General features: G+C 57.4%; 22 protein-coding genes, 12 tRNA genes and 1 pseudogene. 7 read left to right on the top strand and 28 right to left on the bottom strand.

Going from position 1 to position 26,654, the window contains the following annotated elements; all coding sequences use genetic code 11:
- The first annotated feature begins 30 nt into the window (after window positions 1-30).
- Window positions 31-1,344, top strand: a complete 1,314-nt coding sequence (locus ACTG2T_RS13075; protein WP_139401266.1) for a sodium-dependent transporter — start codon at window positions 31-33, stop codon at window positions 1,342-1,344.
- A gap of 3 nt (window positions 1,345-1,347) precedes the next feature.
- Here ACTG2T_RS13075 and ACTG2T_RS13070 read toward each other — a convergent pair whose 3' ends face one another.
- On the bottom strand, window positions 1,348-2,067 hold the full coding sequence (locus ACTG2T_RS13070) for a substrate-binding periplasmic protein (protein ID WP_330125321.1): 720 nt from the start codon (window positions 2,065-2,067) through the stop codon (window positions 1,348-1,350).
- Window positions 2,068-2,499: 432 nt separating this feature from the next.
- Between ACTG2T_RS13070 and ACTG2T_RS13065 the strand changes: the two genes are divergently transcribed.
- Window positions 2,500-3,813 (top strand): sodium-dependent transporter, encoded by a 1,314-nt coding sequence (locus ACTG2T_RS13065; RefSeq protein ID WP_005362979.1) that lies wholly within the window; start codon window positions 2,500-2,502, stop codon window positions 3,811-3,813.
- 292 nt (window positions 3,814-4,105) lie between these two features.
- Here ACTG2T_RS13065 and ACTG2T_RS13060 read toward each other — a convergent pair.
- From ACTG2T_RS13060 to ruvA, 25 genes and pseudogenes are all read right to left on the bottom strand, one after another.
- A tRNA-Val gene (locus ACTG2T_RS13060) sits at window positions 4,106-4,181 on the bottom strand.
- Window positions 4,182-4,198: 17 nt separating this feature from the next.
- Window positions 4,199-4,274: transfer RNA gene (locus ACTG2T_RS13055), tRNA-Lys, on the bottom strand.
- A 24-nt stretch (window positions 4,275-4,298) separates the two neighbouring features.
- Window positions 4,299-4,374 (bottom strand) — tRNA-Val (locus ACTG2T_RS13050).
- Between the two features lie 17 nt (window positions 4,375-4,391).
- Window positions 4,392-4,467 (bottom strand) — tRNA-Lys (locus ACTG2T_RS13045).
- A gap of 24 nt (window positions 4,468-4,491) precedes the next feature.
- A tRNA-Val gene (locus ACTG2T_RS13040) sits at window positions 4,492-4,567 on the bottom strand.
- Window positions 4,568-4,584: 17 nt separating this feature from the next.
- A tRNA-Lys gene (locus ACTG2T_RS13035) sits at window positions 4,585-4,660 on the bottom strand.
- Between the two features lie 24 nt (window positions 4,661-4,684).
- Window positions 4,685-4,760: transfer RNA gene (locus tag ACTG2T_RS13030), tRNA-Val, on the bottom strand.
- A 16-nt stretch (window positions 4,761-4,776) separates the two neighbouring features.
- Window positions 4,777-4,852 (bottom strand) — tRNA-Lys (locus ACTG2T_RS13025).
- A gap of 24 nt (window positions 4,853-4,876) precedes the next feature.
- Window positions 4,877-4,952 (bottom strand) — tRNA-Val (locus ACTG2T_RS13020).
- A 16-nt stretch (window positions 4,953-4,968) separates the two neighbouring features.
- Window positions 4,969-5,044 (bottom strand) — tRNA-Lys (locus ACTG2T_RS13015).
- A 24-nt stretch (window positions 5,045-5,068) separates the two neighbouring features.
- Window positions 5,069-5,144, bottom strand: a tRNA-Val gene (locus ACTG2T_RS13010).
- Between the two features lie 31 nt (window positions 5,145-5,175).
- Window positions 5,176-5,251: transfer RNA gene (locus tag ACTG2T_RS13005), tRNA-Lys, on the bottom strand.
- A gap of 174 nt (window positions 5,252-5,425) precedes the next feature.
- A complete protein-coding gene (ybgF, locus tag ACTG2T_RS13000) occupies window positions 5,426-6,226 on the bottom strand; it encodes a tol-pal system protein YbgF (protein WP_021231759.1) in 801 nt (266 codons plus the stop codon).
- Window positions 6,227-6,384: 158 nt separating this feature from the next.
- Window positions 6,385-6,909 carry a peptidoglycan-associated lipoprotein Pal gene (gene pal / locus ACTG2T_RS12995; RefSeq protein ID WP_005304908.1) on the bottom strand — a complete coding sequence of 175 codons (525 nt, stop codon included), beginning with the start codon at window positions 6,907-6,909 and terminating at the stop codon, window positions 6,385-6,387.
- A 49-nt stretch (window positions 6,910-6,958) separates the two neighbouring features.
- Window positions 6,959-8,284, bottom strand: a complete 1,326-nt coding sequence (tolB, locus tag ACTG2T_RS12990; protein WP_005335728.1) for a Tol-Pal system beta propeller repeat protein TolB — start codon at window positions 8,282-8,284, stop codon at window positions 6,959-6,961.
- 95 nt (window positions 8,285-8,379) lie between these two features.
- Complete coding sequence (gene tolA / locus ACTG2T_RS12985) at window positions 8,380-9,513, bottom strand: cell envelope integrity protein TolA (RefSeq protein WP_330125483.1); 1,134 nt, start codon at window positions 9,511-9,513, stop codon at window positions 8,380-8,382.
- 5 nt (window positions 9,514-9,518) lie between these two features.
- On the bottom strand, window positions 9,519-9,965 hold the full coding sequence (gene tolR / locus ACTG2T_RS12980) for a protein TolR (RefSeq protein WP_005335733.1): 447 nt from the start codon (window positions 9,963-9,965) through the stop codon (window positions 9,519-9,521).
- The gene (gene tolQ, locus ACTG2T_RS12975; RefSeq protein ID WP_005335735.1) at window positions 9,965-10,654 is read right to left on the bottom strand and encodes a protein TolQ; all 690 of its coding nucleotides are present in this window, start codon (window positions 10,652-10,654) and stop codon (window positions 9,965-9,967) included. Before tolQ ends, tolR begins: the two co-directional genes overlap by 1 nt.
- The gene (gene ybgC, locus ACTG2T_RS12970) at window positions 10,644-11,051 is read right to left on the bottom strand and encodes a tol-pal system-associated acyl-CoA thioesterase (protein ID WP_005335737.1); all 408 of its coding nucleotides are present in this window, start codon (window positions 11,049-11,051) and stop codon (window positions 10,644-10,646) included. The genes tolQ and ybgC overlap by 11 nt, the downstream gene beginning before the upstream one ends.
- Window positions 11,052-11,156: 105 nt before the next feature.
- On the bottom strand, window positions 11,157-11,468 hold the full coding sequence (locus tag ACTG2T_RS12965; protein ID WP_041202810.1) for a cyd operon YbgE family protein: 312 nt from the start codon (window positions 11,466-11,468) through the stop codon (window positions 11,157-11,159).
- Window positions 11,455-11,571 (bottom strand): cytochrome bd-I oxidase subunit CydX, encoded by a 117-nt coding sequence (gene cydX, locus ACTG2T_RS12960; RefSeq protein ID WP_005304933.1) that lies wholly within the window; start codon window positions 11,569-11,571, stop codon window positions 11,455-11,457. Before cydX ends, ACTG2T_RS12965 begins: the two co-directional genes overlap by 14 nt.
- A gap of 14 nt (window positions 11,572-11,585) precedes the next feature.
- Entirely contained in the window at window positions 11,586-12,722 is a 1,137-nt protein-coding gene (cydB, locus tag ACTG2T_RS12955; RefSeq protein WP_005335741.1) for a cytochrome d ubiquinol oxidase subunit II, read from the bottom strand.
- A gap of 11 nt (window positions 12,723-12,733) precedes the next feature.
- Window positions 12,734-14,290, bottom strand: a complete 1,557-nt coding sequence (locus tag ACTG2T_RS12950; RefSeq protein ID WP_005335743.1) for a cytochrome ubiquinol oxidase subunit I — start codon at window positions 14,288-14,290, stop codon at window positions 12,734-12,736.
- Window positions 14,291-15,224: 934 nt separating this feature from the next.
- A pseudogene (gene ruvB, locus ACTG2T_RS12945) lies at window positions 15,225-16,233 on the bottom strand (Holliday junction branch migration DNA helicase RuvB).
- A gap of 8 nt (window positions 16,234-16,241) precedes the next feature.
- Window positions 16,242-16,856 carry a Holliday junction branch migration protein RuvA gene (ruvA, locus tag ACTG2T_RS12940; protein ID WP_330125482.1) on the bottom strand — a complete coding sequence of 205 codons (615 nt, stop codon included), beginning with the start codon at window positions 16,854-16,856 and terminating at the stop codon, window positions 16,242-16,244.
- Window positions 16,857-17,116: 260 nt separating this feature from the next.
- On the opposite strand from ruvA, the gene ACTG2T_RS12935 reads away from it, so the two are divergent.
- Window positions 17,117-19,126, top strand: coding sequence for a methyl-accepting chemotaxis protein (locus ACTG2T_RS12935; RefSeq protein WP_330125481.1), 2,010 nt, complete (start codon window positions 17,117-17,119; stop codon window positions 19,124-19,126).
- Between the two features lie 72 nt (window positions 19,127-19,198).
- Here the strand turns inward: ACTG2T_RS12935 and lysE are convergent, their stop codons facing one another.
- Together lysE and ACTG2T_RS12925 are read right to left on the bottom strand one after the other, a co-directional pair.
- Window positions 19,199-19,816, bottom strand: coding sequence for an L-lysine exporter (lysE, locus tag ACTG2T_RS12930; protein ID WP_330125485.1), 618 nt, complete (start codon window positions 19,814-19,816; stop codon window positions 19,199-19,201).
- Between the two features lie 207 nt (window positions 19,817-20,023).
- Window positions 20,024-20,806 (bottom strand): LuxR family transcriptional regulator, encoded by a 783-nt coding sequence (locus ACTG2T_RS12925; RefSeq protein ID WP_005335753.1) that lies wholly within the window; start codon window positions 20,804-20,806, stop codon window positions 20,024-20,026.
- 62 nt (window positions 20,807-20,868) lie between these two features.
- On the opposite strand from ACTG2T_RS12925, the gene ACTG2T_RS12920 reads away from it, so the two are divergent.
- The 4 genes from ACTG2T_RS12920 to ACTG2T_RS12905 all read left to right on the top strand — a co-directional run bounded on the left by ACTG2T_RS12920 (window position 20,869) and on the right by ACTG2T_RS12905 (window position 26,651).
- A complete protein-coding gene (locus ACTG2T_RS12920; protein WP_123172351.1) occupies window positions 20,869-21,519 on the top strand; it encodes an acyl-homoserine-lactone synthase in 651 nt (216 codons plus the stop codon).
- A gap of 201 nt (window positions 21,520-21,720) precedes the next feature.
- Window positions 21,721-22,620 (top strand): LysR family transcriptional regulator ArgP, encoded by a 900-nt coding sequence (locus ACTG2T_RS12915; protein ID WP_330125480.1) that lies wholly within the window; start codon window positions 21,721-21,723, stop codon window positions 22,618-22,620.
- 99 nt (window positions 22,621-22,719) lie between these two features.
- Window positions 22,720-24,756, top strand: a complete 2,037-nt coding sequence (locus ACTG2T_RS12910; protein ID WP_330125479.1) for an exoribonuclease II — start codon at window positions 22,720-22,722, stop codon at window positions 24,754-24,756.
- Between the two features lie 254 nt (window positions 24,757-25,010).
- On the top strand, window positions 25,011-26,651 hold the full coding sequence (locus tag ACTG2T_RS12905; RefSeq protein WP_108612054.1) for a sensor domain-containing diguanylate cyclase: 1,641 nt from the start codon (window positions 25,011-25,013) through the stop codon (window positions 26,649-26,651).
- The last annotated feature ends 3 nt before the right edge of the window (window positions 26,652-26,654 follow it).

Genomic DNA, 26,654 nt, shown 5'->3' with positions numbered 1-26,654 from the left:
CCTGCCAAGGGGCGCTCGATTGGAGTTCTTATGAAGCAGTCCCAATGGTCATCCCGACTCGGCTACATCCTCGCCGCAGCGGGTTCCGCGGTCGGTATCGGTGCAATCTGGAAATTCCCCTATGTCACCGCCGTCAACGGCGGCGGCGCCTTCCTGCTGGTCTTTCTGCTGTTCAGCTTCACCCTGGGGGTGGCGGTATTGATGGGGGAGACCCTGCTCGGCAGCATGAGTCGCCGCGGGGTAGTCGGTGCCTTCTCCGATCTGCTCGGCAAACAGTGGCGCTGGGTTGGGGTAATGGGGGTGATCTCTACCCTGCTCATCTACTGCTTCTACAGCGTGGTGGGCGGCTGGACGCTCGGTTATACCGGCATGGCCATCTCCAGCGATCTCAACCATGGTGATGCAGCAGCCCTCACCGCCCGCTTCAATGACTATGTCAGCGGCGACGTCTGGCCAATCCTCACTCACCTGCTGTTTGCCGCCCTCACCTGGATGGTGGTACAAGGAGGCATTCAGAAAGGGGTGGAGCGCACCCTGCGCTGGATGATGCCGGCCCTGTTCCTGATGATCCTGATGCTGGTCGCCTTTGGCCTCACCCTGCCCAATGCGATGGCGGGAGTACGTCACTTCCTGATGCCCGACTTCAGCAAGCTGGGGATGTCCGGCGTGCTCGATGCCATGGGGCTGGCCTTCTTCTCCCTCTCCATCGGTCTGGGCATTCACACCACCTACGGTGCCTATCTGCCGACCAGCGAAGGGGTTGGTCGCTCCAGCCTCTGGGTGGTGCTGCTGGCCAGCATGGTGGCAGTACTGGCGGGGCTGATGATCTTCCCGGTGCTGGCCTCGACCGGTATCGACCCGGCCTCCGGCCCCGGTCTCACCTTTATGACCATGCCGGCGGTGTTTCAGCTGCTGCCCTTCGGTCAGGTGCTTGAGGTGATCTTCTTCGCCCTGCTGGTCTTTGCGGCGCTCTCCTCGGCCATCTCCCTGCTGGAGCATTTGCAGTGCTTCCTGTGCGAGACCTGGGGCTGGTCACGCCGCGCGGCCTGCAGCGCCATCACTGGATTCGTCATGGTTAGCGGTGTTCCGGTCAGCCTGTCGTTTGGCCCGCTGCAACACGCAACCCTATTTGGCAAAACCATCTTCGAGCTGCTGGACTTTGTCACCTCCAACCTGATGATGCCGCTGTTCGGCCTGATGCTGACGCTGCTGCTGGGCTGGAAGCTGGGACGCAAGGCGCTGCCGCAGGGGATTGCCAGCCACTGGCATCACCTGCTGATGAACTGCTGGCGCTGGATTGCCCCCTTGCTGATCGGCGGGATCTTGATTCGCGGTCTGGTGTGACGGTTACTCTTCGCGGGTGGGCTCATCGGCCCGCCCCTGGGCGGCTCTGACGGCATCCAGGGCATGCTGCCAGCGGGTGATCTCGGCATCATCCGTTCCCTTGGAGAAGACGATATAGAGACCGGCCTGATGGAGCAGCACGCCACTGCTGACGATGCTGCGCCGGGATAACCCCATCTTGTCGAGGGTGGCCTCCATCACCAGCTCCGCCATCGGCAAGGCATCGATCTTGCCCAGCATCAGCCGCTCTATCGCCTCCCCGACCGTCTTGTAGCGCACCAGATTGGTGTAGCCCTCATGGGTCAGCCGCACATCATCGGCATTGCCCAGCACGACCCCCACTCTGGGCAGATCTCGCAACTGTGTCAGCGAGGTCAGCGGGTGGCGGCTATCCGGCGCTTGATAGATAAAGACCCGATTGATAAAGAGCGGGCCAACCCATTTGAAATGAGACTCCCGCTCCGGGAGCCGCTGTACCACGAACAGTCCATAGCCGGGCTCGACCCGTGCCAGCGCCAGCGCCCGCTTGAGCGGGTAAATCCGCACCGGATAACGGGTGCCAAGCTCCTCCTGCACCTCATCGATCAGGCGAATGGCAAATCCGTCGAGCTTGCCGTCGCGGTATTCGGTAAAGGGGGGTAAGTCGTGACTCAGCAGGGTTAATGCGGGCTGCGCCGACACACTCAGGCTGATCAGTAACCAGGGCAGCACCATCCATCTCATACGACATCCTGTCTCATCGTTGTTCCCGTCAGCGCCATGTAGCGGTCACTAGTTCCAGAAGAAGCTACGTCGATTATCGCCCAGTAAATAGCTACAAGGTAGAAAAGATACGGCCAGGTAACGCGCTCACCGATTGAGTTGTACGTACAGTCAGAGTGATGACAGCGGCACACATAAAAAATTTTTGATTTTATGTGTCAATTATTCTTTCCATGGTTTAGGCTGTTCCCTCATTCATTAGTCAGGTTGTCACCTCATGTCTGCCATCCTCGTGCTGTTTGGTCGATTTTTTAGCTCGCAAGAGAGGTGACCTTGCACGCACAGTTTTTCTGAATGTTCATTGCAAAGGTCGCCTCAGGCGGCCTTTTTTATGGTCTGTCGTTTATTGCTACAGAGGAGTATTGCTTCGATGTCGTGTTACCCGGAGGTTGTATGAGCCAGGTTCAGTGGTCTTCCCGTCTCGGTCATGTGCTGGCCGCAGCAGGCACAGCGATTGGCCTTGGTGCCATCTGGAAGTTTCCCTATGTGACCGCCACCAATGGCGGTGGCGCTTTTCTGCTGGTTTTTCTGCTGTTCAGCTTCACCCTGGGGGTAGCGGTACAGGTCGGCGAAACTCTGCTCGGCAGCCATAGCCAGCGCGGGGTGCTCGGCGCTTTTCGCAAACTGGTGGGGCCGAACTGGCGCTGGATGGGGTATATGGGGATCGCCTGCGGCTTCTTTATCTACAGCTTCTACAGCGTGGTGGGCGGCTGGACCGTGGGTTACGCCGCGCTGGCGATGGCTGGCAAGCTCAATCTGAGCGAAGGAAGCGCCCTCACCGCCCTGTTCAACGGCTATGTCAGCAACCCCTGGTGGCCGGTGCTGACCCATCTGATCTTCGCAGGCCTGACCTGGTGGTTCGTGCAGGGAGGTATTCAGAAAGGGGTGGAGCGGGCACTGCGCTGGATGATGCCCGCACTCTTCATCATGATGCTGCTGCTGGTGGGGGTCGGTCTCTCCATGCCGGGCTCCATGGCGGGTGTGCGCCAGCTGTTGCTGCCGGACTTCTCCATGCTGACCGGCCAGAGCGTGCTGGACGCGCTGGGGCTGGCCTTCTTCTCCCTCTCCATCGGGCTCGGGGTACACACGACCTATGGCGCCTACCTGCCCAATAGCGAAGGGGTGCTGCGCTCCGGGGTCTGGGTGGTCACACTGGCAAGCCTTATCTCGGTGCTGGCGGGCTTGATGATCTTCCCGGCGCTGGCCTCCACCGGTATCGACCCTACCGCGGGCCCAGGGCTCACATTTATGACCATGCCTGCCGTGTTCAGCCATCTGCCGTTCGGTCAGGGGCTGGGGGTGGTCTTCTTCCTGTTGCTGCTGGTGGCGGCGCTCTCCTCCTCCATCTCCATGCTGGAGCATCTGGTGCGCTTCACTACCGAAGAGTGGGGTTGGTCACGCCGCGGCGCCTGCCGGGTGTTGACTCTGCTCATCATGGCCTCCGGCATCCCAGTGAGTCTGTCGTTCGGCCCATGGAGCGATCTGACCCTGTTTGGCAAGACCATCTTCGAGCTGCTCGACTATCTCACCTCCAACCTGATGATGCCGCTGTTTGGTCTGGTACTGACCCTGCTGCTGGGCTGGCGCCTGGGTGATGCCATTCTCCCTGTAGGCCTGTCACCCGCCCTGCGTCTGGCGCTGCTCTGGTGCTGGCGCGTGGTGGCGCCGCTGCTGATCAGCGGGATCCTGATCCGCGGGATCATGTAGCACCTTGCGCATCTTTGCGGGCAGGCCTTGGCCTGCCCTTTTTATTGCTGGCGTTCATATAAGCAGCATCACGATGGACAGGAGTGAAGTCAGTGGCCGTCGAGCAATCTCGGAAGAGCAGGATGAAGAAGGATCGGAGTGGCAGAGTGGCAGAGTGGCACAATAAGAGGTTCGGCTCGCCACACCGGCAACAGAAGAAGTTGAAGTACTGAATTGCGGGCAAAAAAAATCCCCATCTGAGTGGGGACTTTCTCTGCAAACGCAGCTGATATCTCAGCCTCGCTTGCGAATATGGTGGTCGTTACTGGGATCGAACCAGTGACCCCCTCCTTGTAAGGGAGGTGCTCTCCCAGCTGAGCTAAACGACCTGGGATTCTTGAAATGATGGTGGGTCGTGCTGGATTCGAACCAGCGACCAATTGATTAAAAGTCAACTGCTCTACCGACTGAGCTAACGACCCATCTAAATCATTTTTTCTACAAACTGGTGGTCGTTACTGGGATCGAACCAGTGACCCCCTCCTTGTAAGGGAGGTGCTCTCCCAGCTGAGCTAAACGACCTGGGATTCTTGAAATGATGGTGGGTCGTGCTGGATTCGAACCAGCGACCAATTGATTAAAAGTCAACTGCTCTACCGACTGAGCTAACGACCCATCTAAATCATTTTTTCTACAAACTGGTGGTCGTTACTGGGATCGAACCAGTGACCCCCTCCTTGTAAGGGAGGTGCTCTCCCAGCTGAGCTAAACGACCTGGGATTCTTGAAATGATGGTGGGTCGTGCTGGATTCGAACCAGCGACCAATTGATTAAAAGTCAACTGCTCTACCGACTGAGCTAACGACCCATCTAAATCATTTTTTCTACAAACTGGTGGTCGTTACTGGGATCGAACCAGTGACCCCCTCCTTGTAAGGGAGGTGCTCTCCCAGCTGAGCTAAACGACCTGGGATTCTGAAATGATGGTGGGTCGTGCTGGATTCGAACCAGCGACCAATTGATTAAAAGTCAACTGCTCTACCGACTGAGCTAACGACCCATCTAAATCATTTTTTTTACAAACTGGTGGTCGTTACTGGGATCGAACCAGTGACCCCCTCCTTGTAAGGGAGGTGCTCTCCCAGCTGAGCTAAACGACCTGGGATTCTGAAATGATGGTGGGTCGTGCTGGATTCGAACCAGCGACCAATTGATTAAAAGTCAACTGCTCTACCGACTGAGCTAACGACCCATCTAAATCATTTTTTCTACAAACTGGTGGTCGTTACTGGGATCGAACCAGTGACCCCCTCCTTGTAAGGGAGGTGCTCTCCCAGCTGAGCTAAACGACCTGGGAATTCTGTCTCCACCGAGTGGAGAAAATGGTGGGTCGTGCTGGATTCGAACCAGCGACCAATTGATTAAAAGTCAACTGCTCTACCGACTGAGCTAACGACCCTCACCACGACCAGTTCCGACTGCATTACTGCTTCGGCTCTGACGGCGGCCTATATTACGGATTTAAATTTCCGGTGCAACAGAAAATTCGTAATTTAAATCCGTTTGCTCACTGTGCGTACAAATGCAGGCTGTTTTTACAGTAGCGTTACGAAAACAGTGACATACAGCAATGTTACAGCTTGGCCAGACTCTGTTTGGCCAACTGGGCTGGCGAGGTGTTGGGATAGCCCTTGATCACCTGCTCATAGAAGGATTTGGCTTCCGCCTTCTTGCCATCCAGTTGCGCCAGCATACCCAACTTCAGCAGCGCATCGGCTCGCTTGGGGGATTTGCTGTATTTGTTGGCCACGGTCGAAAACTGGGCCGAGGCACCGGCTCTGTCACCCTTGTTGAACAGCAACTGGCCGAGCCAGTAGTGTGCATTGGGAACATAGCCTGAATTGGGGTACTGCTTGATAAAGCCCTGGAAAGCCGGAATGGCTTTGTCGTAGTTCTTCTCTTTGAGCACCATGTTGACCGCTGCGTCGTAGGCCTGGTTCTCATCCTGATTGGTTGAGTAATTGGCGGCAGCAGCCGGTGTGGCAGCAGCAGGGGCCGGGGCGGCTGGAGCAGCTTGCTGGCTGCTGGCAACCTTGTCGAGCTCCTGGTAGAGCTGGCGCTGGCGCTCTTGCGACTGTTCCATCTGGTAGGTCTGCTGCTCCAGCTGACCACGCAGCTCGGAGACCTCCCCTTGCAGGGAGTCGACCTGTTGCTGCAATTCAGCTTGCAGTCGCAGACGGGCATTGAGGGTGCGCTCCAGCAGGGCAACCCGATCTTCCAGGCTACCGGTGGGCACGATGGCGCCGTTGTTGCCGCTAAGGACAACCCCACCACTTGAGTCACCGCCCAGATCGCTGACAGGAGCCGCAGCTTGCGCATTCAGAGCAACCAATACGGCCAGCGCAACGACAGCTTGCTTGTACACAGATTTCATTCGGATCAAACCTTAGCGTTTAGTACAGATAAAACGGCCAGCGCCATCGTCGCTCGCATATGCAGATTTCATTCGGATCAAACCTTGGCGTTTAGTGCAAATAAAACGGCCATCGAAATGGCCGCTTGCATATAAACGAACTTCGTTCGGTTTAAACCTTAGTAAACCAGAACCGCGCGGCGGTTTTTGGCAAAGGCATCCTCGGTGTGGGACATGTCCAGCGGCTTCTCTTCGCCATAGCTGACGATGGAGAGCTGCTCGGCCTGCACACCCAGGGTTTGCAGATACTTGGCAACAGCCTTGGCACGACGCTCGCCCAGGGCGATGTTGTACTCGGGAGTACCGCGCTCGTCGGCGTGACCTTCGATCAGGACTTTAACGCTCGGGCGCTCGCGCAGGTAGCTGGCGTGGGCATCCAGCAGATCAGCGTACTGACCCTGGATATCGTAACCGTCGAACGGGAAGTAGATCACGTTGTCACGTTGCAGTGCTTCGAACTTCTGACGCATCTGCTCTTCCGGGGACAACATGCCGTTGGCGCCGCCGGTTTGTACACCGCCCATGCCGTCGGTCATACCTGATTCAGCGCCAGCGGCGTCGGAATCAGAAGAAGAACTACAAGCGGCCAGGGTGAACAGTGGCAGTGCGATGGCCAAACCCTTGAGCAGTTTATTGAGTTGCATGCTATTTCCTTAAACCTTTATAACAAAACAAAAAACAATTGGATTTTTATCAATTCAAGAAGGGCGACCAAGCTGGTGCACGAATTTCACCGCTACTGGTCGGAAGCACAGCCTTGAAGCGACCATCAGTCGACACCAACGCGAGACTCTTACGACCCTGATAGATGGTGGCATAAATGATCATGCTGCCATTGGGAGCCACACTTGGCGACTCATCCAGAGCACTCTGGGTAAGGACCAACAGGGCATTGTTTTCCATGTCCTGACGGGCAATACGATACTGTCCCTGAACACGGGTCACCATCACCATGATTTTGCCATCAGGAGTGATGGATGCACCCTGGTTGGATTCACCTTCCCAAGTCATCCGGCGAGTCATACCAGTCGCCAAATTTACGCTATAAATCTGGGGTTTGCCACCACGTTCAGAGGTGAACAACAAATTTTGCCCATCCGGCATCCAGGAGGGTTCAGTGTCGATCACACGGCTGGTTGTGACGCGGGTCAGCTGCTTGCTAGCGACATCAACCACATAGAGGTTCGGTGAACCATCTTTGGAGAGAACGATAGCCAGACGACGACCATCCGGAGACCACTCCGGCGCACCGTTGATACCACGGAAACTGGTGATCAGGCTGCGCTGCTGAGTGTAAATATCCTGCACATAGATTTCGGACTTCTGGTTCTCGAAGCTCACGTAAGCCAGCTTGCTGCCATCCGGCGACCAGGCTGGAGACATCAAGGGCTCGCGGGAGCGCAGCAGGGTCTTCTCGTTGTAACCGTCGTAGTCAGAAATACGCAGCTGGTACGGGAACTGGGTACCCTGCTGTACGGAGACATAAGCCAGACGGGTCAGGAAGGCACCGCGCTCGCCAGTCAGGCGCTCATAGACGATGTCTGAGATACGGTGGGCAAACTGGCGCATCTGGGCACCCGGGATGGTCGCCATACGGCTATCCAGGATGTAACCGTTGCTCTCGCCACCTTGTGCCTTGGCCAGCTGGCCTTTCAGCACATCGACCAGCTCGAAGTTGACCTTGTAGGTGCCGTCACCGACTGCCGAAATGGAACCCACCACCACGGCTTCAACCCCTTGGGAGGCCCAGGGAGCGAAGTTGATCTCGCTGCTGCTGCTCGGGGTTTGCGGCATCTGGCCACGGGCCAGCGGCTTGAACTTGCCGCTGCGCATCAGGTCGTTGGAGACCACTTCCGCGATGTCCTGCGGCAACTGTCCGTTACCTTCCCACTTGAAGGGGGCGACGGCGATGGGGCGTGCGCTATCAATACCGCCGGTGATGACGATGTCCAGGGCCGCCTGGGCGCTCTGGCCCAGCAACAAACAGCCAACCAAAGCAAAAAATACTTTTCTGATCATGGCTTAAATACTCGGTTCCAATATAGATGAGAGGTTAAATTCCTTTCTCGGCGAGAGGTTGCCAACCGGAGGCAAGCAACCTCGTTTTATCACGCTTAGATACTCGGTTCTAACTTCAGGTTAAATTCCTTCAACATCTCGAATGCCGCAGGATCCTTGGGCACAGGCAGTTGATTGGCTTTCAGAACAGCCGCCTTACCGGAACGACAAACCGCCGGGTCACCCTGGCCGTTATCTACCGATATGACAAAGCCACTGCTCGCAAGACGTACGCCGATAGTACATGTTTTGCCCCGCATGGTGGGATCCAAAATCATATACCGCTCAACAGTGGCCTTGATGAGCGCCGCATATTTGTCGACTTCGCCCTGGGCTGCTGCCGATGCCGCCTGACTGCGAGCATTGGCCTCAGCCGACAGCTGCTGCTGCATCATCTCTTCCATCTCTTTTTGCAGCTTGGCCTGCTCGGCCGCTTTACGCTTGCGCTCAGCCGCGATCTTGGCCTGCTTTTCGGCCTCTGCCTTGGCTTTCTTCTCTGCGTCAGCTTTTGCCTTTTTCTCAGCCTCTTCCTTGGCCTTCTTCTCGGCCTCGGCTTTGGCTTTTTTCTCTGCTTCTGCCTTGGCTTTCTTCTCGGCTTCGGCTTTGGCCTTCTTGTCAGCTTCCGCTTTCTTGGCCTTGGCTTCTGCCGCCTTTGCCTTCTCTTCGGCCTCTTTCTTCTCTTGTTCCTTTTTCTTCTTCAGCGCCAACGCCTTGCTTTCGGCTTCCGCCGCTTTACGCTCGGCTTCAGCCTTCTTGGCCTTCTGTTCTTCCAGCTTGCGGGCTTCCTCGGCTTTTTGGGCCTTCTCTTCCGCCTGCTTCTGCTCGGCAACCTTCTTCTGCTTCTCGGCCTCGGCCTTGCGAGTCGCCTCTTCGGCCTGCTTGCGCTTGGTCTCGGCGATGCGAAGCTGCTCCTGTTTCTGAGCCAGCTCGCGCTTGGCGAGATCCGTGTCTTCCTTATCCTTCTCTTTATCTACCTTTTGAGGCTTGGGCTGAGATTTCTGCTGCTGGATCTGCTTGGCCTGTTCGTTGAGGAAGTTCTCATCGAGCATGACGGCATTGACGATCTGCCCCTTCGATTCGGGTCGTTTCGGTTTGCTGAAATCGAGCCCAACAAACAGGATGATGCCGATGATCAGGTGCAGCAGAAACGACGCGATGAGATAACCGGAAATACCACGCTTCACATCCATCTCCGTTAGTTCACCGGATCTGTCATCAGGCCAACCTGAGGCACACCCGCATTCTTGAGGGCCACCATCAACAGGATCACCTCTTCGTAGCGCACGGCCTTGTCACCCGCGACCACCACGGGGGCATTCTGGTTGATCGCCAGATAGCCCATGGCTTTTTCGGTGATGTATTGCTGCATCGCCTCTGGCGTGCCGCTTGGCACCGGCTCGTCATCGGCTTCGCCAGCCTTGATGACATACTCGCCTTCGGTATTGACGCTGACGATGAAGGGCGGCTTGGCATCTTCCGGCAACTGCTCGGACTCAGCCTGTGGCAGATCCACCTTGACCCCTTGCGTGATCACCGGCGTGACCGCCATAAAGATGATAAGCAGCACCAGCATGACGTCGATATAGGGAACCACGTTGATCTCGGCCACCTTCTTGCGCCGGATCCGCTGATAGGTTTGCATTACTGATCACCCTGCTGCTGTGCAATTTGACGGTTCAGAATGGTGGTGAACTCGTCCATGAAGTTGGCGTAGGCGTTCTCCAGCCGCTCGACCTTGTTGGAGAAGCGGTTGTAGAAGATAACCGCCGGGATAGCGGCAAACAGACCCATGGCGGTAGCGATCAGCGCTTCCGCGATACCCGGTGCCACCATTTGCAGGGTGGCCTGCTGCACCTGACCCAGGGCGATAAAGGCGTTCATGATCCCCCATACGGTACCGAACAGACCGATATAGGGGCTGATGGAGCCGATGGTCGCCAGCACCGGCAAGTTGGATTCCAGATCGTCCACCGCGCGGGAGAGAGAGACGCGCATGGCGCGGTAGGTACCATCCATCACCGCATCCTGACCACGGGCACCGGCCTTGAGCAAGCGGGCATACTCCTTGAAGCCGGAGTAGAAGATATCTTCCATGCCTTCGATGTCATCGCGGCGGGAAGAGGACTCCTGATAGAGGCGATTGAGATCGACCCCTGACCAGAAGCGATCTTCAAACTGTTCCGATGCGAGATTGGCCGCCTTGATCGCCTTTGAACGCTGGATAATCAGCGCCCACGAGACAATAGACATGCTCATCAGGGTCATCATGACCAGTTTTACCAACAGGCTGGCTTGCCAAAACAGGCCAATAAACGAAATTTCAGCGTGCACTTAACAGCACTCCCTTGATTTTTTCAGGTATAGCTACAGGTTTCATTTGCGGATGACTGACACAGGCTATCTGTACCATGGCCTGGGTGATCAGTCGTCCATCAGCCGCCAGGATCTGCTGCGAAAAGCGCAGGGATGCGCGTTTCACTTCAATCACTTGCGTTAATACATTCAATAGTTCATTAAAACGGGCCGCCGAGCGGAAATCGATCTCAGTTCGGCTCACCACGAAGGCATATCCCTCCTGCAGCCAGACGTCCTGTTCGACCCCTTTGGCACGAAGAAACTCGGTGCGAGCACGTTCCATAAACTTGAGATAATTGGCGTTGTAGACGATGCCCCCGGCGTCGGTGTCTTCGTAGTAGACACGCACCGGAAACTCAAAGACTTCCCCCATAACAATCTGTGATCCATTCGACAGTCAGATGGGGGGCTATCATAGCGCAGGGCTGAATAGGAAAGAAGCAGGGGGAGACAGGGAAATCCTGCCTCCCCCCGTTTTTTATGAAAGGAAATATGAATGTGTCAGCCAGAGGCCATACAACAAACTGGGCCAGGCGAGCCAGGGGTTGAACAGCACACGTCCGGGCAGGCTTTTCAGATGAAAGCCAAGCCCGTTAAGTACGCCACAACAGACGGCCCACATCAGCCAGGGAGCAAGCCAGAGACCATGCTCGCTGGTGTTGGCCGCGATCAGATTGGGGGCCTGTAAAATAGCGACGGCCAACAAGGCCGCCGCGAGTAACATCAACCCCTGCCACGGCTGCCGCTCCAGTGGAGCGGCCAGCCTGGCGAGTCGATCACTTGTTTTCATCGATCTGACGATCCATGTTCTCGGTGTGTTCCAGCCACAGCGCATTGATGATGCCAAATGCACAGGCCAGCAACAATCCCAGGATCCAGGTGAAATACCACATTGTCAGCGCACCTCTTAATAGAGAGATTGTTGGTTATCTTCGATGTGCTTGTTGGTTACCCGGCCAAACATCTTGATGTAAGTCCAGATGGTGTAACCCAGCACAATCGGTACGAAGATCGCTGCAGCCACAGTCATCACCTGCAAGGTGTTGAAAGAGGCGGTAGCATCCCACATGGTCAGGCTCAGTGATGGCTCAAGGCTTGAGGGCATCACAAACGGGAACATGGAGAAACCGGCAGTGAGGATGACCCCGGCAATCGCCAGCGAGGAGCTGGTAAACGCCAGCCAGCCGATGTTCATGCGGGCAAACAGCGCAGTCAGCAGGCTCATGGCCAGGCCCAGTACAGGGGCAGCCACCATCCACGGATAGAGGGTGTAGTTGTTCATCCAGGCACCAGCCTGCAGGACAACTTCCTTGTTCATCGGGTTGGATACCGCGTCAGTCGCAGCAGCCTTGACGATGACATAGCCTTCCATACCGCTTACCCACCAACCTGCGGCAGCAAACAGCACCAGGGTCAGCAGTGAGCAGATCATGGCGGCAGTGCGGGAACGCGCCAGCACTTCACCGTCGGTCTTCATCATCAACCAGGTTGCGCCCTGGGTGAGCAGCATGAACAGGCTCACCAGACCAGCCAGAATGCCGAACGGGTTAAGCAGACCAAAGAAGTTGCCGTGATAGGTCAACATCATGAACTGGTTAAACTCGAACGGAACGCCTTGCAGCAGGTTGCCAAAGGCCACACCAAAGACGATGGGCGGTACGGCGCTGCCGGCGAACAAGGCCCAGTCCCAGTTGCTGCGCCATTTGGCATCAGCACGCAGGGAGCGGTACTTGAAACCGACCGGACGCAGGAACAGCGCCATCAAGGTCAGGATCATGGCGATGTAGAAGCCGGAGAAGGTCGCGGCATACACCATCGGCCAGGCGGCGAACAAGGCACCACCGGCAGTGACCAGCCAAACCTGGTTACCTTCCCAGTGCGGTCCCATGGTGTTGAGCATCACGCGGCGCTCGACATCTTTCTTGCCGACGAACGGGAGCAGTGCGCCTACCCCCATGTCGAAGCCGTCAGTGATGGCAAAACCGATCAGCAGTACGCCGACCAGAGCCCACCAGATGACACGTAGAGTTTCGTAATCAAACATGGTCGCTCTCCTTATGCCTTGATCTGTTCAAAGTGATACTTGCCAGTCTTCAGGCTGCTGGGGCCAAGACGGGCATACTTGAACATCAGGTACATCTCGATAACCAGAAGTACGGTATAGAACAGGCAGATACCGATCAGAGAGAACCAGATCTCGGCTGCAGGCAAATTGGATGCAGAGAGGGAAGTCGGCAACACCTCTGCAATGGTCCACGGTTGGCGACCATATTCAGCAACAAACCAGCCAGCTTCGATAGCGATCCACGGCAGCGGGATACCCCACAACAGACCCTTGAGCAGCCACTTGCGCTTGCCGATCTGGTGACGGGCACTGTCATAGAAGGCCATACCAATCAGCACCAGCATCAGCATGCCAACGGCAACCATGATGCGGAAGGCGAAGAACAGCGGCAGAACCTGCGGGATGGAGTCATCCACGGCGGCCTTGATCTGCTCGTCGGTAGCATCGGTCACGTTGCTGGTGTAGCGCTTGAGCAGCAGACCGTAGCCCAGATCCTGCTTCACTTCGTCGAAGCGAGCGCGGGTCTCGTCAGACTTGTCACCGGATTGCAGCTTGGTCAGCAAGTCGTAAGCGGTCATACCGTTACGAACGCGCAGTTCGTGCTCGCTCTTCAGATCCTTCAGACCGGTTACCTGACCATCCAGAGAACGGGTCGCGATAATGCCCAGCGCATAGGGGATCTTGATGGCGTAGTCGGTGCGCATCTCTTCCTGATTCGGAATACCGAACAGGGTAAAGGCGGCCGGAGCAGGTTCAGTTTCCCACTCAGCTTCGATAGCGGCCAGTTTCACCTTCTGCACTTCACCGGTCTCGTAACCAGATTCGTCACCGAGGATCAGCACGGACACGATGGAAGCCATACCGAACGCGGCGGCAATGGCGAAGGAGCGACGGGCGAACGCCACATCACGATTCTTCAGCAGGTAGTAGGAGGAGATACCCAGCACAAACATGGCGCCACAGGTATAACCAGCCGCCACAGTGTGGACGAACTTGACCTGAGCAACCGGGTTGAGCACCACGTCAGCGAAGCTCATCATCTCCATCCGCATGGATTCGAAGTTGAACTCGGCACCGACCGGGTTCTGCATCCAGCCGTTGGCGACCAGGATCCAGAGGGCTGAAAGGTTGGTACCCAGCGCCATCAACCAGGTGGCAGCCAGATGCTGATGCTTGCTCAGACGATCCCAACCAAAGAAGAACATACCGACGAAGGTGGACTCCAGGAAGAAGGCCATCAGCCCTTCGATAGCCAGCGGGGCCCCGAAGATATCGCCGACATAATGGGAGTAGTACGCCCAGTTCGTCCCGAACTGGAACTCCATGGCCAGACCTGTGGTGACCCCCAAGGCAAAGTTGATACCAAACAACTTACCCCAGAATTTGGTCATGTCCCGGTAGATGGTGTTGTTGGTCATCACATAGACGGATTCCATGATCGCCAGGAGAAAGGCCATTCCCAGCGTCAGGGGTACAAACAAAAAGTGATAAAGGGCCGTCGCAGCGAACTGGAACCGCGATAGGTCTACCACATGCTCAGCAATCATGATGTTTCCTCACCGATTATTGGCACGGCTATTTTAAGTTTTAAGCACAAAGCTTCCGTTGGAGGTTATCGAATGAGCCTTATTGGGACGTGTCACAACAAAACGCGTTCAGTAACCACTGGCATTAACAACAAGGCAATACGAGAACACAAATAAAGCTAATGTTTAACAATTCCAAAACAATCAGCCTAAATTTATTCTCGCCCATGATGACCGGGTTTTTATATCACCTTTATTTGATTGAAATCAATGTAAAAGGACCCGCCATACATGGCTTTGAAAGGCATTTTTAATCTATTTCACGATTATTGACGCGAGCCAGATCACAAAACACGATAAAGCGTAAAACATTGATTTAAATCAATTTAAGAATTTAACATCCCGCCACTCGGTTTAATTTGAAAAGCGTGAATGACGCGCCTTTTTCCATGTTATCCGAGTCAGGCAATCTGATTCGAAAACTCAATTTAAAATTGCAAAGAATGCATACTCATGCGAACCAATTTCATCAATAAAGACATTAGATAAACTAATTTGAAGAGTGCAATTTTTCTTGTTTGCCGGGGTCGATTCGAACTCCTACAATGCGCCTCGCAGTGAGGGCATACCCTTGGATACAGGCCGGTTAATCCGGGTTCACGGTACGTATTCGACGATCAATTTGAACCTGTCTATTGGAATCGAAGATGAAAAAGTTTGTTGCTAAAACCATCCGTTACTACAAGCTTTCCTTTGTTCAGCTCTATCAACTGAACCGACTCTGAGAGCTCGCGACGGCTCACCTGTTTATTTTCCGGTCTGTGTCCAGACGCACTCACTGTCTGTGAACATCCATCCTGAATTGTCTTTGCCCACCGCATCCGCCGTGGGCTTTTTTTTGCCCGGATAATAAAAAACCGCCTTTGACGGCGGTTTCATGTTCAAACGACTGTTTTTACTTCTCATCTGGTCGCTGAAGACCGAAATGAGCGTAGGCTCGTGTGGTCGCAATCCGTCCTCTGGGTGTACGTTGCAGATACCCTTGCTGGATCAGATAAGGCTCCAACACATCTTCGATAGTATCTTTCTCTTCCCCGATCGCGGCGGCCAGATTATCGAGACCCACCGGGCCCCCCATAAACTTGTCTATCACAGCCAACAATAACTTGCGGTCCATGAAGTCGAAGCCTTCATTATCGACATCCAGCATGTCCATGGCGCGGGCAGCAATGGGGCCGTCGATCCGGCCATCGGATTTCACTTGGGCAAAGTCGCGCACCCGCCTTAACAAACGGTTAGCAATCCGCGGCGTGCCGCGAGAGCGACGGGCGACCTCAATGGCACCATCTTCCGTCATGTCTAGCCCCAGACAGCGAGCACTGCGGGAGACGATATCGGTGAGATCCTTGACGTTGTAGAACTCGAGGCGTTGCACGATGCCGAAGCGATCCCGCAGCGGGCTGGTGAGAGAGCCGGCCCGGGTGGTAGCACCGATCAAGGTAAAGGGGGGCAGATCGAGCTTGATGGAGCGGGCCGCCGGCCCCCCCGATCATGATATCGAGCTGGTAATCCTCCATCGCCGGATAGAGCACCTCTTCCACCACCGGGCTGAGGCGGTGGATCTCGTCGATGAAGAGAACGTCGTGCGGTTCGAGGTTGGTGAGCAATGCAGCCAGATCACCCGCTTTCTCCAATACGGGGCCAGAGGTGGTCTTGATGTTGACCCCCATCTCGTTGGCAACGATGTTGGCGAGGGTGGTCTTGCCCAGACCCGGCGGGCCGAAGATCAGCAGGTGATCGAGAGCCTCCCCCCGCTGCCGCGCCGCCTCGATAAAGATCTCCATCTGCTCGCAAACAGCATCCTGACCGGTATAGTCCGCCAGTTTTTTGGGGCGGATGGCACGGTCGATAATGTCGTCCTCGCGGGCGGCACTGGACGAAATGAGACGATCTGCTTCAATCATCTGCTACCTCACACCAGACTACGCAGGGATTCGCGGATGATGTCTTCCACCGACATGCCATCTTTGGCGATCTTGCTGACTATCTGGCTCGCCTGTTGCGGCTTGTAACCGAGCGCCACCAGGGCGCTGGCCGCCTCTTCCGCGGCATCAGGTGCTCGCAGTTCCGGCTCGCGAGATGGCAAGGTGACCGCTGCCGGGGAGAAGAGATCATGGCTGACCCCCCCCTTGAGGCGATCCTTCATCTCCACCACCAGCCGTTCAGCCGTCTTCTTGCCTACCCCTGGCAGCTTGACCAGTGAGCTTATCTCTTCACGCTCGACACAGATGACAAACTGACTGGCCGTCATACCGGAGAGAATCGCCAGCGCCAGCTTGGGGCCGACCCCGTTGGTCTTGATCAGCTCGCGAAACAGGGCCCGCTCCTGCTTGTGGTTGAAACCATAGAGCAGCTGGGCATCCTCACGCACCACAAAATGGGTGTGGATGGTCGCCTCCTTGCCGATTTCCGGCAAATCATAGAAACAGCTCATTGGCATCTGCACCTCGTAGCCAACGCCACCCACTTCCAGCAAAACCTCGGGGGGCTGCTTTTCAATGACAATGCCTCTCAAGCGACCAATCACGGCTCTCTCCTCACCAATACAACTATTCGTAAATTGGCTCATAGCATAAAGAATAACTGGATAAGTATCCAGCATAGGGCAGCAACACCCGCGTAGTCAGAGAGGCTTTTTATCCAATTTTCCACCATGCTTGATCGGGTGCAACCAGTGCACGGGATGTTTCAGCGCCGCACCGGTCCCCGAGCGGGGGATAAACCACTACACTAAACCCGTTCGGAACCGAAACTGGTGCCAATGTCGATACCAAGGAAGGCCATCACATGAAAATTGTTACCACCTCCAATCTGGGTCTTGCCATATTGCTCGGCTGTACGCTGGGCATGGGGGTCGTTGGCTGGTATGGCAGCCAGCGGCTAGCCAATCTGCTCTCCTACGTACTGGGCGCCGCCTGGCAGACCGCCGACGGAGCCATGGAGGGCTCCATAGAGCTGGGCAACCAACAGCTACAGATTCAGAAGATGCAAAACGGCACCCCGCTCAATCGCGCCGAACTCGATGCTGCCAAGGCGGCGACCGATGATGCGCTGGCCCGGGTCAGCCAGGGGCAGCTCATTGATGGTGCAGCCCTTGCCACCATGGAACAGCACAAGCAGGACTATCAACAGCAACAAGAGAAGCTGCTGGAGCTCTATCACGCGTATACAGAGGTAGATCAGGCACTGCATCATAACGCCGATCTGATGGCCCGCCTCTCGACCCAGCTGGAGGTGATCGGCGACGGCGCGGTCGAGGCGCTGACCCAATCCCCCGACCAGACCATCAGCTGGAACAGCGGCCTCTCCACTCGCTGGGAAGCGGCCGATGGGGGGATGGAATCCAACATCGGCTTTTTGCGCCAACTCTATGCGCTGGAGAAGATGCGCAGACAAGGAGTCACAGAGGCGATCAAGGTCGAGTTAAAAGAGGCGACCGATTTCTACCACGAAGCGATCGACAGCATGCTCGGCACCGGGCTGTTCGATATCGAGGGAACCGGGGAATTTGCCGGCAAGACACTGTCGGCAGAGTATCGCGCCCTGTTGGCCCGGCATCAGCAACTGATGGGACAGTGGGTCGATGCGCTCGGCAGCTATCAGGCCCAGCAGTCCGCCTATGAGGTCAGTGCCGATGAGCTGCGACAACAGCTGGTTGCCATCGAGGAGAGCGGCGATGCCACTGTCGAGGATCAGGTGGCCCAGCTCAACGGCATCATCAGCCAGATCCGAACCCTGCTGCTGGGTGGCCTGTTGCTGAGCCTGATCATGGTCACCCTCTGCGGCTTCTGGCTGACCCGCAAACTGGTAACCCCACTGCTGCAAGTGGACAAACGAATGCAGGATATCGCCGCCGGCGAGGGGGACCTCAACGCCCGCATCAACCTGCAACGGGATGACGAGATAGGCTCGCTGGCCAACAGCGTGGATCGTTTCATCGAGAAATTGCAGAAGATGATCAGCTCCACCATGGACAACAACCAACACATCAGCGAACACGTTCACACCTCGGTCAACCGGGTGGAGGCAATCAGCCAGAGCAGCCGCCAGACCGCCGAACATGCGCTGGCCCTGCACCACGACAGTGAACAGATGGTGCAAGTCGCCACCGGTATCTCGGACAACTGCAGCATGGCGGCCCACAATGCCAATGAGGTGCGCCAGCTGACCACCGAGAGCAGCCAGTATGTCGCCTCCGCCAGCGCGGGCATGCAACGGGTGGTACAGGAGGTGAGCGAGTGTGCCATCGCCATCAACTCCCTCAAGGAGCAGGCTGGTCAAATTGGCCAGATCATCTCCACCATCAGCGGCATCTCGGAACAGACCAACCTTCTGGCCCTCAATGCGGCCATAGAAGCGGCCCGCGCGGGGGAGATGGGGCGTGGCTTTGCGGTGGTCGCGGACGAGGTGCGCACCCTGGCCAATCGCACCGCAACATCGAGCGCTGAAATTAGCCAGGTGATCAGCAGCATCCAGCAGCAGACCGAAACCGCCTATCTGATGATGCAGCGCAACCTCAAGACGGTAGAGTCCGGCATGCAGGACTCCGAGAACACCAAGCAGATCCTGTTCAAGGTGGAAGGCGCCATCGACCAGCTGGCCGACATGGTGCAGCAGGTGGCCGTAGCCACAGGGCAACTGTCACACACCCTGAGCCACTCCTCTGACAAGGTCTCCGGCATCAGTCTGCAAGCCAGAACCGGCGAACAGGAGGCGCAGGAGTGTCTGCAACTCGCCTCCTCGCTCCATCAGGCCAGCCTGCTGCAACAGCGCCTGCTCTCCCAGTTCAGGGTCTGACCCCTTTCAATAGCAAAGATGCCACTCATGTGAGTGGCATCTTTTTGTTACCGGTCGCTCATTCCTGCCGCCTTAACTTCCTAAACGTCCTATGGCCAGTTGAATAGCCAGGCTCAGCATGATGATGCCAACCAGCAGGTCGATCCCCTGCTGCACCCGGCTGCGGGCCAGCCAGGGCGCCAGTGCCGCAGCACCCAGCGCCAGCGAGTAGAACCACACCAACGAGGCCAGCATGGCCCCCGCAGCAAAGGCCGGACGCAAGGACTCGCTCACCTGACTGCCAAGGGAGCCAAGCAGCATCAGGGTATCGAGATAGACGTGAGGATTGAGCAGCGTAACTCCCAGCGTCATCGCCAGCACGCTTTTGGCCCCCATCTGCTGAGCAGACTCGGCAAGCCCCTCCCCTTTGCCACGCCAGGCACTGAGCAGGGAACGGCCACCAAACCAGCCGAGAAACAGCACGCCTCCCCAGGTGAGCAGTGCCATGCCGAGGGGGCTGGTGGCCAGCACATTGGCTCCGCCAAATACGCCGATAGCAATCAGGGTGAGATCGCAGAGGCTGCAGAGCGTGGCCGTCAGCAGATGGTGATTGCGATGGATGCCCCGACTCAGCACAAAGGCATTCTGGGCGCCGATGGGGATGATCATGGCCAGACCGATGGTGAAGCCTTGCAGTGTCGTTGCGAGCATCATGGAGAGTACCGTTCGAAATGATGAATGAGCGGCACTATAGCGATGGTAGTTCCCTCTTAGAAATTCATTGATTTACTGATTGATTCATTTTGCTAATAAAAACCGGCATACCCAGCCGCTGTTCCAGCCCTTGTCAATTACCGGATCTGACAATTGTGACCCTCAGAGTGCGGCAGGAGAATCTGTTGCGCCTGTGGGCTCAGCCTACTGCAGCAATCTGGGGAAGTTGGTCACCACAACTTGCTCCAGATTGGGCAGCAACAGCCCCGTACTAACCCCTTTGGCAATGGCCTGATAGCGGTTCATTGAGCCGGTTTTGCGGGTGACCTGATTGAGATGGTAATTGACCGTGCGCTCCGTGATCCCGAGGATGCAGGCGATCTCGCTAGAGGTCTTCCCTTCGCTGGCCCAGAACAGGCACTCGGTCTCGCGCTCGGTCAAGGGGTCTTTACCCGCACTGTCCATCATGCTGAAACGCACCACCCGAATGGCCGCCTCGAAGATGTAATTGGACATCCAGGAGAGGATCGGCGAGGACTCCAGCAGCAGGTCGCTCGAGGCCCGCTCGGAGGTGATGAAGGAGAGAATACCGTTCTCCCCGGCAGCACCGTGCAGAGGGAAGGAGATGCCGTTACGCAACCCGAACTCGGCTGCCAACCCCATCACGTCCATGGTTCCCTCCTGCAGAAAACTGGCCCGCTCATCAAGGCGGTTCCAGTAAATGGGCAGCGTCTGCTTGCGTGCCAGCCGGATCACCGGATCGCACGCCAGCATGTTGTTTTCGGTATAGGCCTGCACCCAGGAATCGGGGCACTGGTTGAACAGCACCACCTTGGGCCTTTGCATCGACATCGGCAGGATCAGGGCGAAGCGATAGTAGTCATAGCCCATCCCGAGCGTAAAGCGACCGATCAGTTCGGCCAGACGATTGCCGTCCGTCACCGAAGTGAAATGTTCGAGGTACTCAAGCAGTTGGTCTCTGTTCATATGAAAGCCCCCTTGGCCAGACATGTGATTATAACGGCGAATAGCAAGATAGAGGGTCCATAATGTTGGTTTTTAAAGGAAAATTGAGAGAACATCCACGAAATGAGGTGGAGAATGAACTCTATCGCTTTCGAAATCGCGTCTTTTCCGACCGGCTAGGCTGGGATGTCGAGTCTCATCGGGGCCTGGAGCGTGACAGCTTCGACACGCCAGACACCCATTGGGTTCTGATCGAGGACGAACAAGGGCTGTGTGGCTGTATTCGTCTGCTCAACTGTGCCGATGCCTATATGCTGCCCACCATCTTCCCCACCGCCCTTGCCGGTGAAAGCGCGCCACGCACCCCCGATGTCTGGGAACTCACCCGTCTGGCTATCGATGCCCAGCGCGCACCGCGCATGAGCAATGGCGTCAGCGAACTCACTTGCGTCATCTTCCGCGAGGTCTATGCCTTCGCCAATGCCCACGGGATCCGGGAGCTGGTCGCCGTCGTCAGCCTGCCGGTGGAGCGCATCTTCCGCCGACTTGGCCTGCCCATCGAGCGGCTCGGTCATCGGCAGGCGGTCGATCTGGGTGCGGTAAGGGGCGTTGGCATCCGCTTCCATCTGGATGAGCGCTTCGCGCAGGCGGTCTCCCAACCTCTGCTGGGCCATTATCAAACCAGCCATTATCCACTGCAGCAACCGTCACCGGTGCTGGCAGTTCACTCATAAAAAATCCCGGGAAAACAGACCCGGGATAAAGATGTCGCTACGATCTGCGCAGGGCTACCCCATGCGGCACCAGAGAGTATCCTCCCTCAATGGCCTGACCACTACTGTCAAAAATCACAGCGCAGCGCCCCTTCCGCCGCCCATTGTTGTCCCCTGCCGAGTGACGTAGAGTCAGCCCTTGGGCAACGGAAGGGGGAGAAGATGAAAGAGCTGGACTACAAACTGCTGCGGGCGCTGGATGCGGTACTGCAGGAACAGAACTTCGATCGGGCAGCCAGGTCGCTCCATATCACCCAGTCGGCCATCTCCCAGCGGATCAAGCAGTTGGAGCAACAGTTTGCCGAGCCGCTGCTCATTCGCAGCCAGCCGCTGCAGGCCACGTCACTCGGCCAGAAGCTGCTGGCACACTATCAGCAAGTACATCAGCTCGAGCTCGAACTGGCGGGGGAGCTGACCCCCGACCAACCGCAAGGGCCAATCCGGATCAGCATCGCAGTGAACGCCGACAGCCTGGCCACCTGGTTTTTGCCCGCCATTGCCCCCTTGTTGAAACAGCACCCCATCGAACTCAACCTGCTGGTCGATGACGAGAGCCGCACCCTCGACAAGGTCCGCGAGGGTCAGGCCTTTGGCGCGGTCAGCCTGCATCCCCAGCCGCTGGCGGGTTGCTGCGTCGACGAGCTAGGTGAGATGAACTACCTGCTCACCGCCAGCCCCGCCTTCGTTGCCCGCCACTTCCCTCGCGGCCTGACCCGCGATGCGCTGGCCAAGGCACCGGCGGTGGCGTTCGATCAGCGCGATGACATGCATGTGAGCTTTATGAGGGAACACTTCGGGCTGGAGCCCGGCGGTTATCCCTGCCATACGGTCCACTCGTCAGAGGCCTTCGTCGCCATGGCCGAACAGGGGTTGGCCTATTGTCTCATCCCCGAATTGCAGATAAGAGGCCAGCTGGCAGGCGGGTCACTGCTCAACCTCAGTCCCGACCACGTCCTGACGGAACGCCTCTACTGGCACCGCTGGGTACTGGAAAAAGGGGTTCACAAGCAGCTATCCCAACGCCTTATCGACCATGCCAGATCGCAGTTGAAACCACGCTGAGCAGGCCATTCACCTTGGCTTTGCAGGGCTAAAAACGTATAGTGCTGGGCGATCCTTCATCAGGTCTCCACCCAGGTTTTCACTTCAGGTTCCTCACTTATGTTCCAAGACAATCCGCTGCTGGCCCAGCTCAAGCAACAAATCCGCGAAAACATCCCGAAGAAAGAGGGTGTTATCCGCGCCTCGGACCGGGGCTTCGGCTTTCTGGAAGTCGATGAGAAGACCAGCTATTTCGTGCCGCCTCCCTACATGAAGAAGGTGATGCACGGTGACCGGGTGACCGCCCTGATCCGCACCGAAAAAGAGAAGGAAGTGGCCGAGCCGGATACCCTGCTGGAGCAGTCCGTCACCCGCTTCGTGGCCCGGGTCAAGATGTTCCGTGACCGCCTCAACGTGGTTGCCGACCATCCGCTGATCAAGGATGCCATCAAGGCCCGCGTCAAGAAGGGTCTGGATGAGAAAGAGTTCAAGGAAGGTGACTGGGTGGTGGCTACTCTCAAGCGCCATGCGCTGGTCGACGGCAACTTTTCTGCCGAGATCATCCAGAAGATCGCCGCCCAGGAAGATCACAATGTGCCCTGGTGGGTGGTGCTGGCGCGCCACAATCTGGCCCAGGTCGAGCCGGCTGATTTGCCGGAGTGGAAGGTCATCGAAGAGGAGGAGCTGCCCCGTCGTGACCTGACCAAGGTGCCCTTCTTCACCATCGACGGTGCCAAGACCAAGGATATGGACGATGCGCTGGCCATCACCAAGCTGGACAACGGCTGGGAACTGCTGGTCGCCATCGCCGACCCGACCGCCTATGTGGCCGAAGGGAGCGAGCTGGACAAAGAGGCCGCCCAGCGCGCCTTTACCGTCTACATGCCGGGCCGCAACGTGCCGATGATCCCGCGCACCCTCTCCGACGAGCTCTGCTCCCTGAAAGAGGGTGAGGAGCGCAACACCCTGTGCGCCCGTCTGCTCATCGCCGAAGATGGTCTGCTGCTGGAGGAGACCGAGTTCTTCGCCGCCCGCATCTGCTCCCACGCCCGCCTCAACTATGACGACGTCTCCGACTGGGCCGAACACGGCAAAGAGCTGGCCATCGACGCCGGCGTGCTGGCCCAGTTGCCGCTGATGAAGGCAATGACCGAAGCGCGCATCGCGTGGCGCACCGAGCATGCCCTGGTGTTCCCGGATCGTCCCGACTACGACTTCGAGCTGGGCGAGAATGGCGAAGTGCTGGCCATCCACGTCGAGCCGCGCCGCATCGCCAACCGCATGGTGGAAGAGTCGATGATCGCCGCCAACATCTGCGCCGGTCGCGTGCTGGGCAAGAGCGTCGGTTACGGCATCTTCAACGTTCACACCGGCTTTGACGAAGAGTCCCTCGACGGCGCCATCGACCTGCTGAAGAGTGCCGAAGCCCCGTTCGAGCGCGACGAGATCGCCAGCCTCTCCGGCTTCTGCGCCCTGCGTCGCTGGATCGACAACCTCGACACCCGCTGGCTGGATGGCAAGATCCGCCGCTTCCAGAGCTATGCGCTGATGTCCTCCGAACCGGGCGCCCATTACGGTCTGGGTCTGGATGCTTACGCCACCTGGACCTCCCCGATCCGTAAATACGGCGACATGGTCAACCATCGTCTGCTGAAAGCCGTCATCGCCGGCAAGACCCCAGGTGAGCGCCCGAGTCAGGAGCTCACCGAGCATCTGACCGCCTGCCGCCGCCTGCACCGCATGGTGGAGCGTGACATCGGCGACTGGCTCTATGTTCGCTACCTGAAAGCCGCGGCTGGCACCGATCAGGTATTCAACGCCGAGATCATCGACGTGATGCGTGCCGGTCTCAAGCTGCGTCTGCAGGAGAACGGCGCCGTGGTCTTCCTGCCTGCCCGCCATATTCTCGACAACAAGGATCGACTGGAGTGCAACTGGGACAACGGTCGCGTCTATCTGGACAAGACCGAAGTGGTTTATGAGCTCGGCCAGATCATCGAGGTGAAGCTGACCGAAGCGGTGGAAGAGACCCGCTCCCTTATCGCCAAACCGGCTGTGGATCTGGTGCCTGGCCCGGCACCGGAAGCCCCGGCGGCCGAGAGTGCGCCAGCCGATGGCAGTGAAACGCCCGCTGAGACTGCCCCCAAGGCAGAATAAGCCACGCAGAATCATCTGATCTGCCCGAGAGCCCGCCATCGTGCGGGCTCTTTTTTGCCCGGCATCCCGCCCTACAAGCTGCCATATATACCGTTATGGCACACAGTTCTATCCACGATTGGCAGAGAACGCAGTGAATGTCTCCACCAGCAAGGCTGAAAGCAACCGTTATGTGCGCTGCCTCTCCTTTCTGACATATTAATCAAGGAGAAATATGTCTATACTCGCTTGGGTACAATCCAAGGGATATTGGCATGCAGGAATGGGACCCGGAACACTTCACCAACTTCGCTCAGTTATGCGAAGTGAGCCTCGCCACCATCCGTGAAAAGACCGATGCCGAACGCCTCTACCTCTGGCTGAAAGCCCCCGAACCGCAGCTCTACAGCTTTCAGCTCGATCAGGGGCTGACCACGCTTGATCTCGCCCATCTCGGTCAACTGACCCTGCCCCACCACCTGATCGACAAGGCAATGGAGAAGGGACAACTGGTGATCGAGCAGCTCCAGCCACCGCCGGATCCCGGCGAAAATGTGGAGCCAGCCCAGCCACAGTTACGCGCCTGTTTCCCTCTCAAGCGTCACATGAAACTGGAAGGGGTCATCTATCTGGAGACCCGCCGCCGCATCGACCGCCTCTCCTCCCACCAGCGTCAGGGCATCCAGCTCCTTATCCACTATCTGACGGCCGAGCTCAGCAATCACCTGCTCTCCAGCCAGGTCAATCAGGAGCGGGACCAGCGGCTCCATACCCAGACCGATCTGGTACAGAGTCAGGCACTGCAGGGCTCCTTCCTCACCATGTTGCAGGCGCTGCACATGGTCAGCGTTACCCTCTCCCGCAGTCGCAGCGAGAACGATCTGCTGCGGGATGCCGTGCTGCTGGCCCGCAAGGAGCTGCAGTTCGATCGGGTCGCCATCTTCCTGATCGAACCCGATGGCAAGACCATGCGCGGCACCTGGGGCACCAGCGAAGAGGGCGAGCTGATGGATGAACACAACTTCATCAGCCCCATTCCGGATCACCCCACGGTGCAAGAGGCGCTCAGGCGCAAGGACTACGTGCTGGTGATGGAAGATACCCCCCTCTACTACGAGAAGCAGCAGGTGGGCCGTGGCTGGAACGCCATGGTATCGCTATGGGATGGCACCACTCCCATCGGCTGGATCGCCGCCGACAACCTGCTCTGGCACCGTCCGCTCAAGGCCTATCAGAGCGAGATCTTCAAACAGTACGCCGCCATTCTGTCACAACTGCTGATCCGCCAGCGTACTCAGGAGCAGCTGGAAACCCTCAACCGCCAGCTGGAGGCCCGGGTCGCCGAGCGCACCATGCAACTGGCCGAGACCAACCGTGCGCTGGAGGAGGCCAATCACCGCCTCTCCCTGCTGTCGCTGGAAGATCCCCTCACCGGCATCGCCAACCGGCGCCAGTGGGACATCACCATGCAGCGGGAGTGGGAGTGGGCACGACGCACCCAGAACCTGCTGGCGGTATTGATGATCGATGTGGACGAGTTCAAGGCCTACAACGACCACTTCGGCCATGCCAAGGGGGATCTCTGCCTGCAACAGGTGGCCCATGTGCTGCGGGATGCTGAACGGCGCTGCACCAATCTGGTAGCCCGTTACGGCGGCGAGGAGTTCGTCATTCTGCTCTGCGCCCCCCAACCCGGTGAGGCCGAACAGCTGGCCGGACGGATCCACGATGGTCTTGCCCGCTTAAAAATGCCCCATCCCGCCTCGCGGGTTGCTGATTTCATTACGGTTAGCATAGGCTTTAGCTATCTGGTTCCCTCCCAGGACGGAGCATGGCAGACCCTGACCGAACAGGCTGACCAGGCGCTCTACCACGCCAAGTCACAAGGGAGGGCGCGCACTCTGGCCTATCGGTGATCC

It is taken from the genome of Aeromonas sp. 75A (assembly GCF_051919425.1).
In the GTDB taxonomy this organism is placed as follows: domain Bacteria; phylum Pseudomonadota; class Gammaproteobacteria; order Enterobacterales; family Aeromonadaceae; genus Aeromonas; species Aeromonas veronii.
The sequence above is the reverse complement of the archived record's forward strand: the minus strand, read 5'-3'. Positions and strand labels throughout refer to the sequence as shown.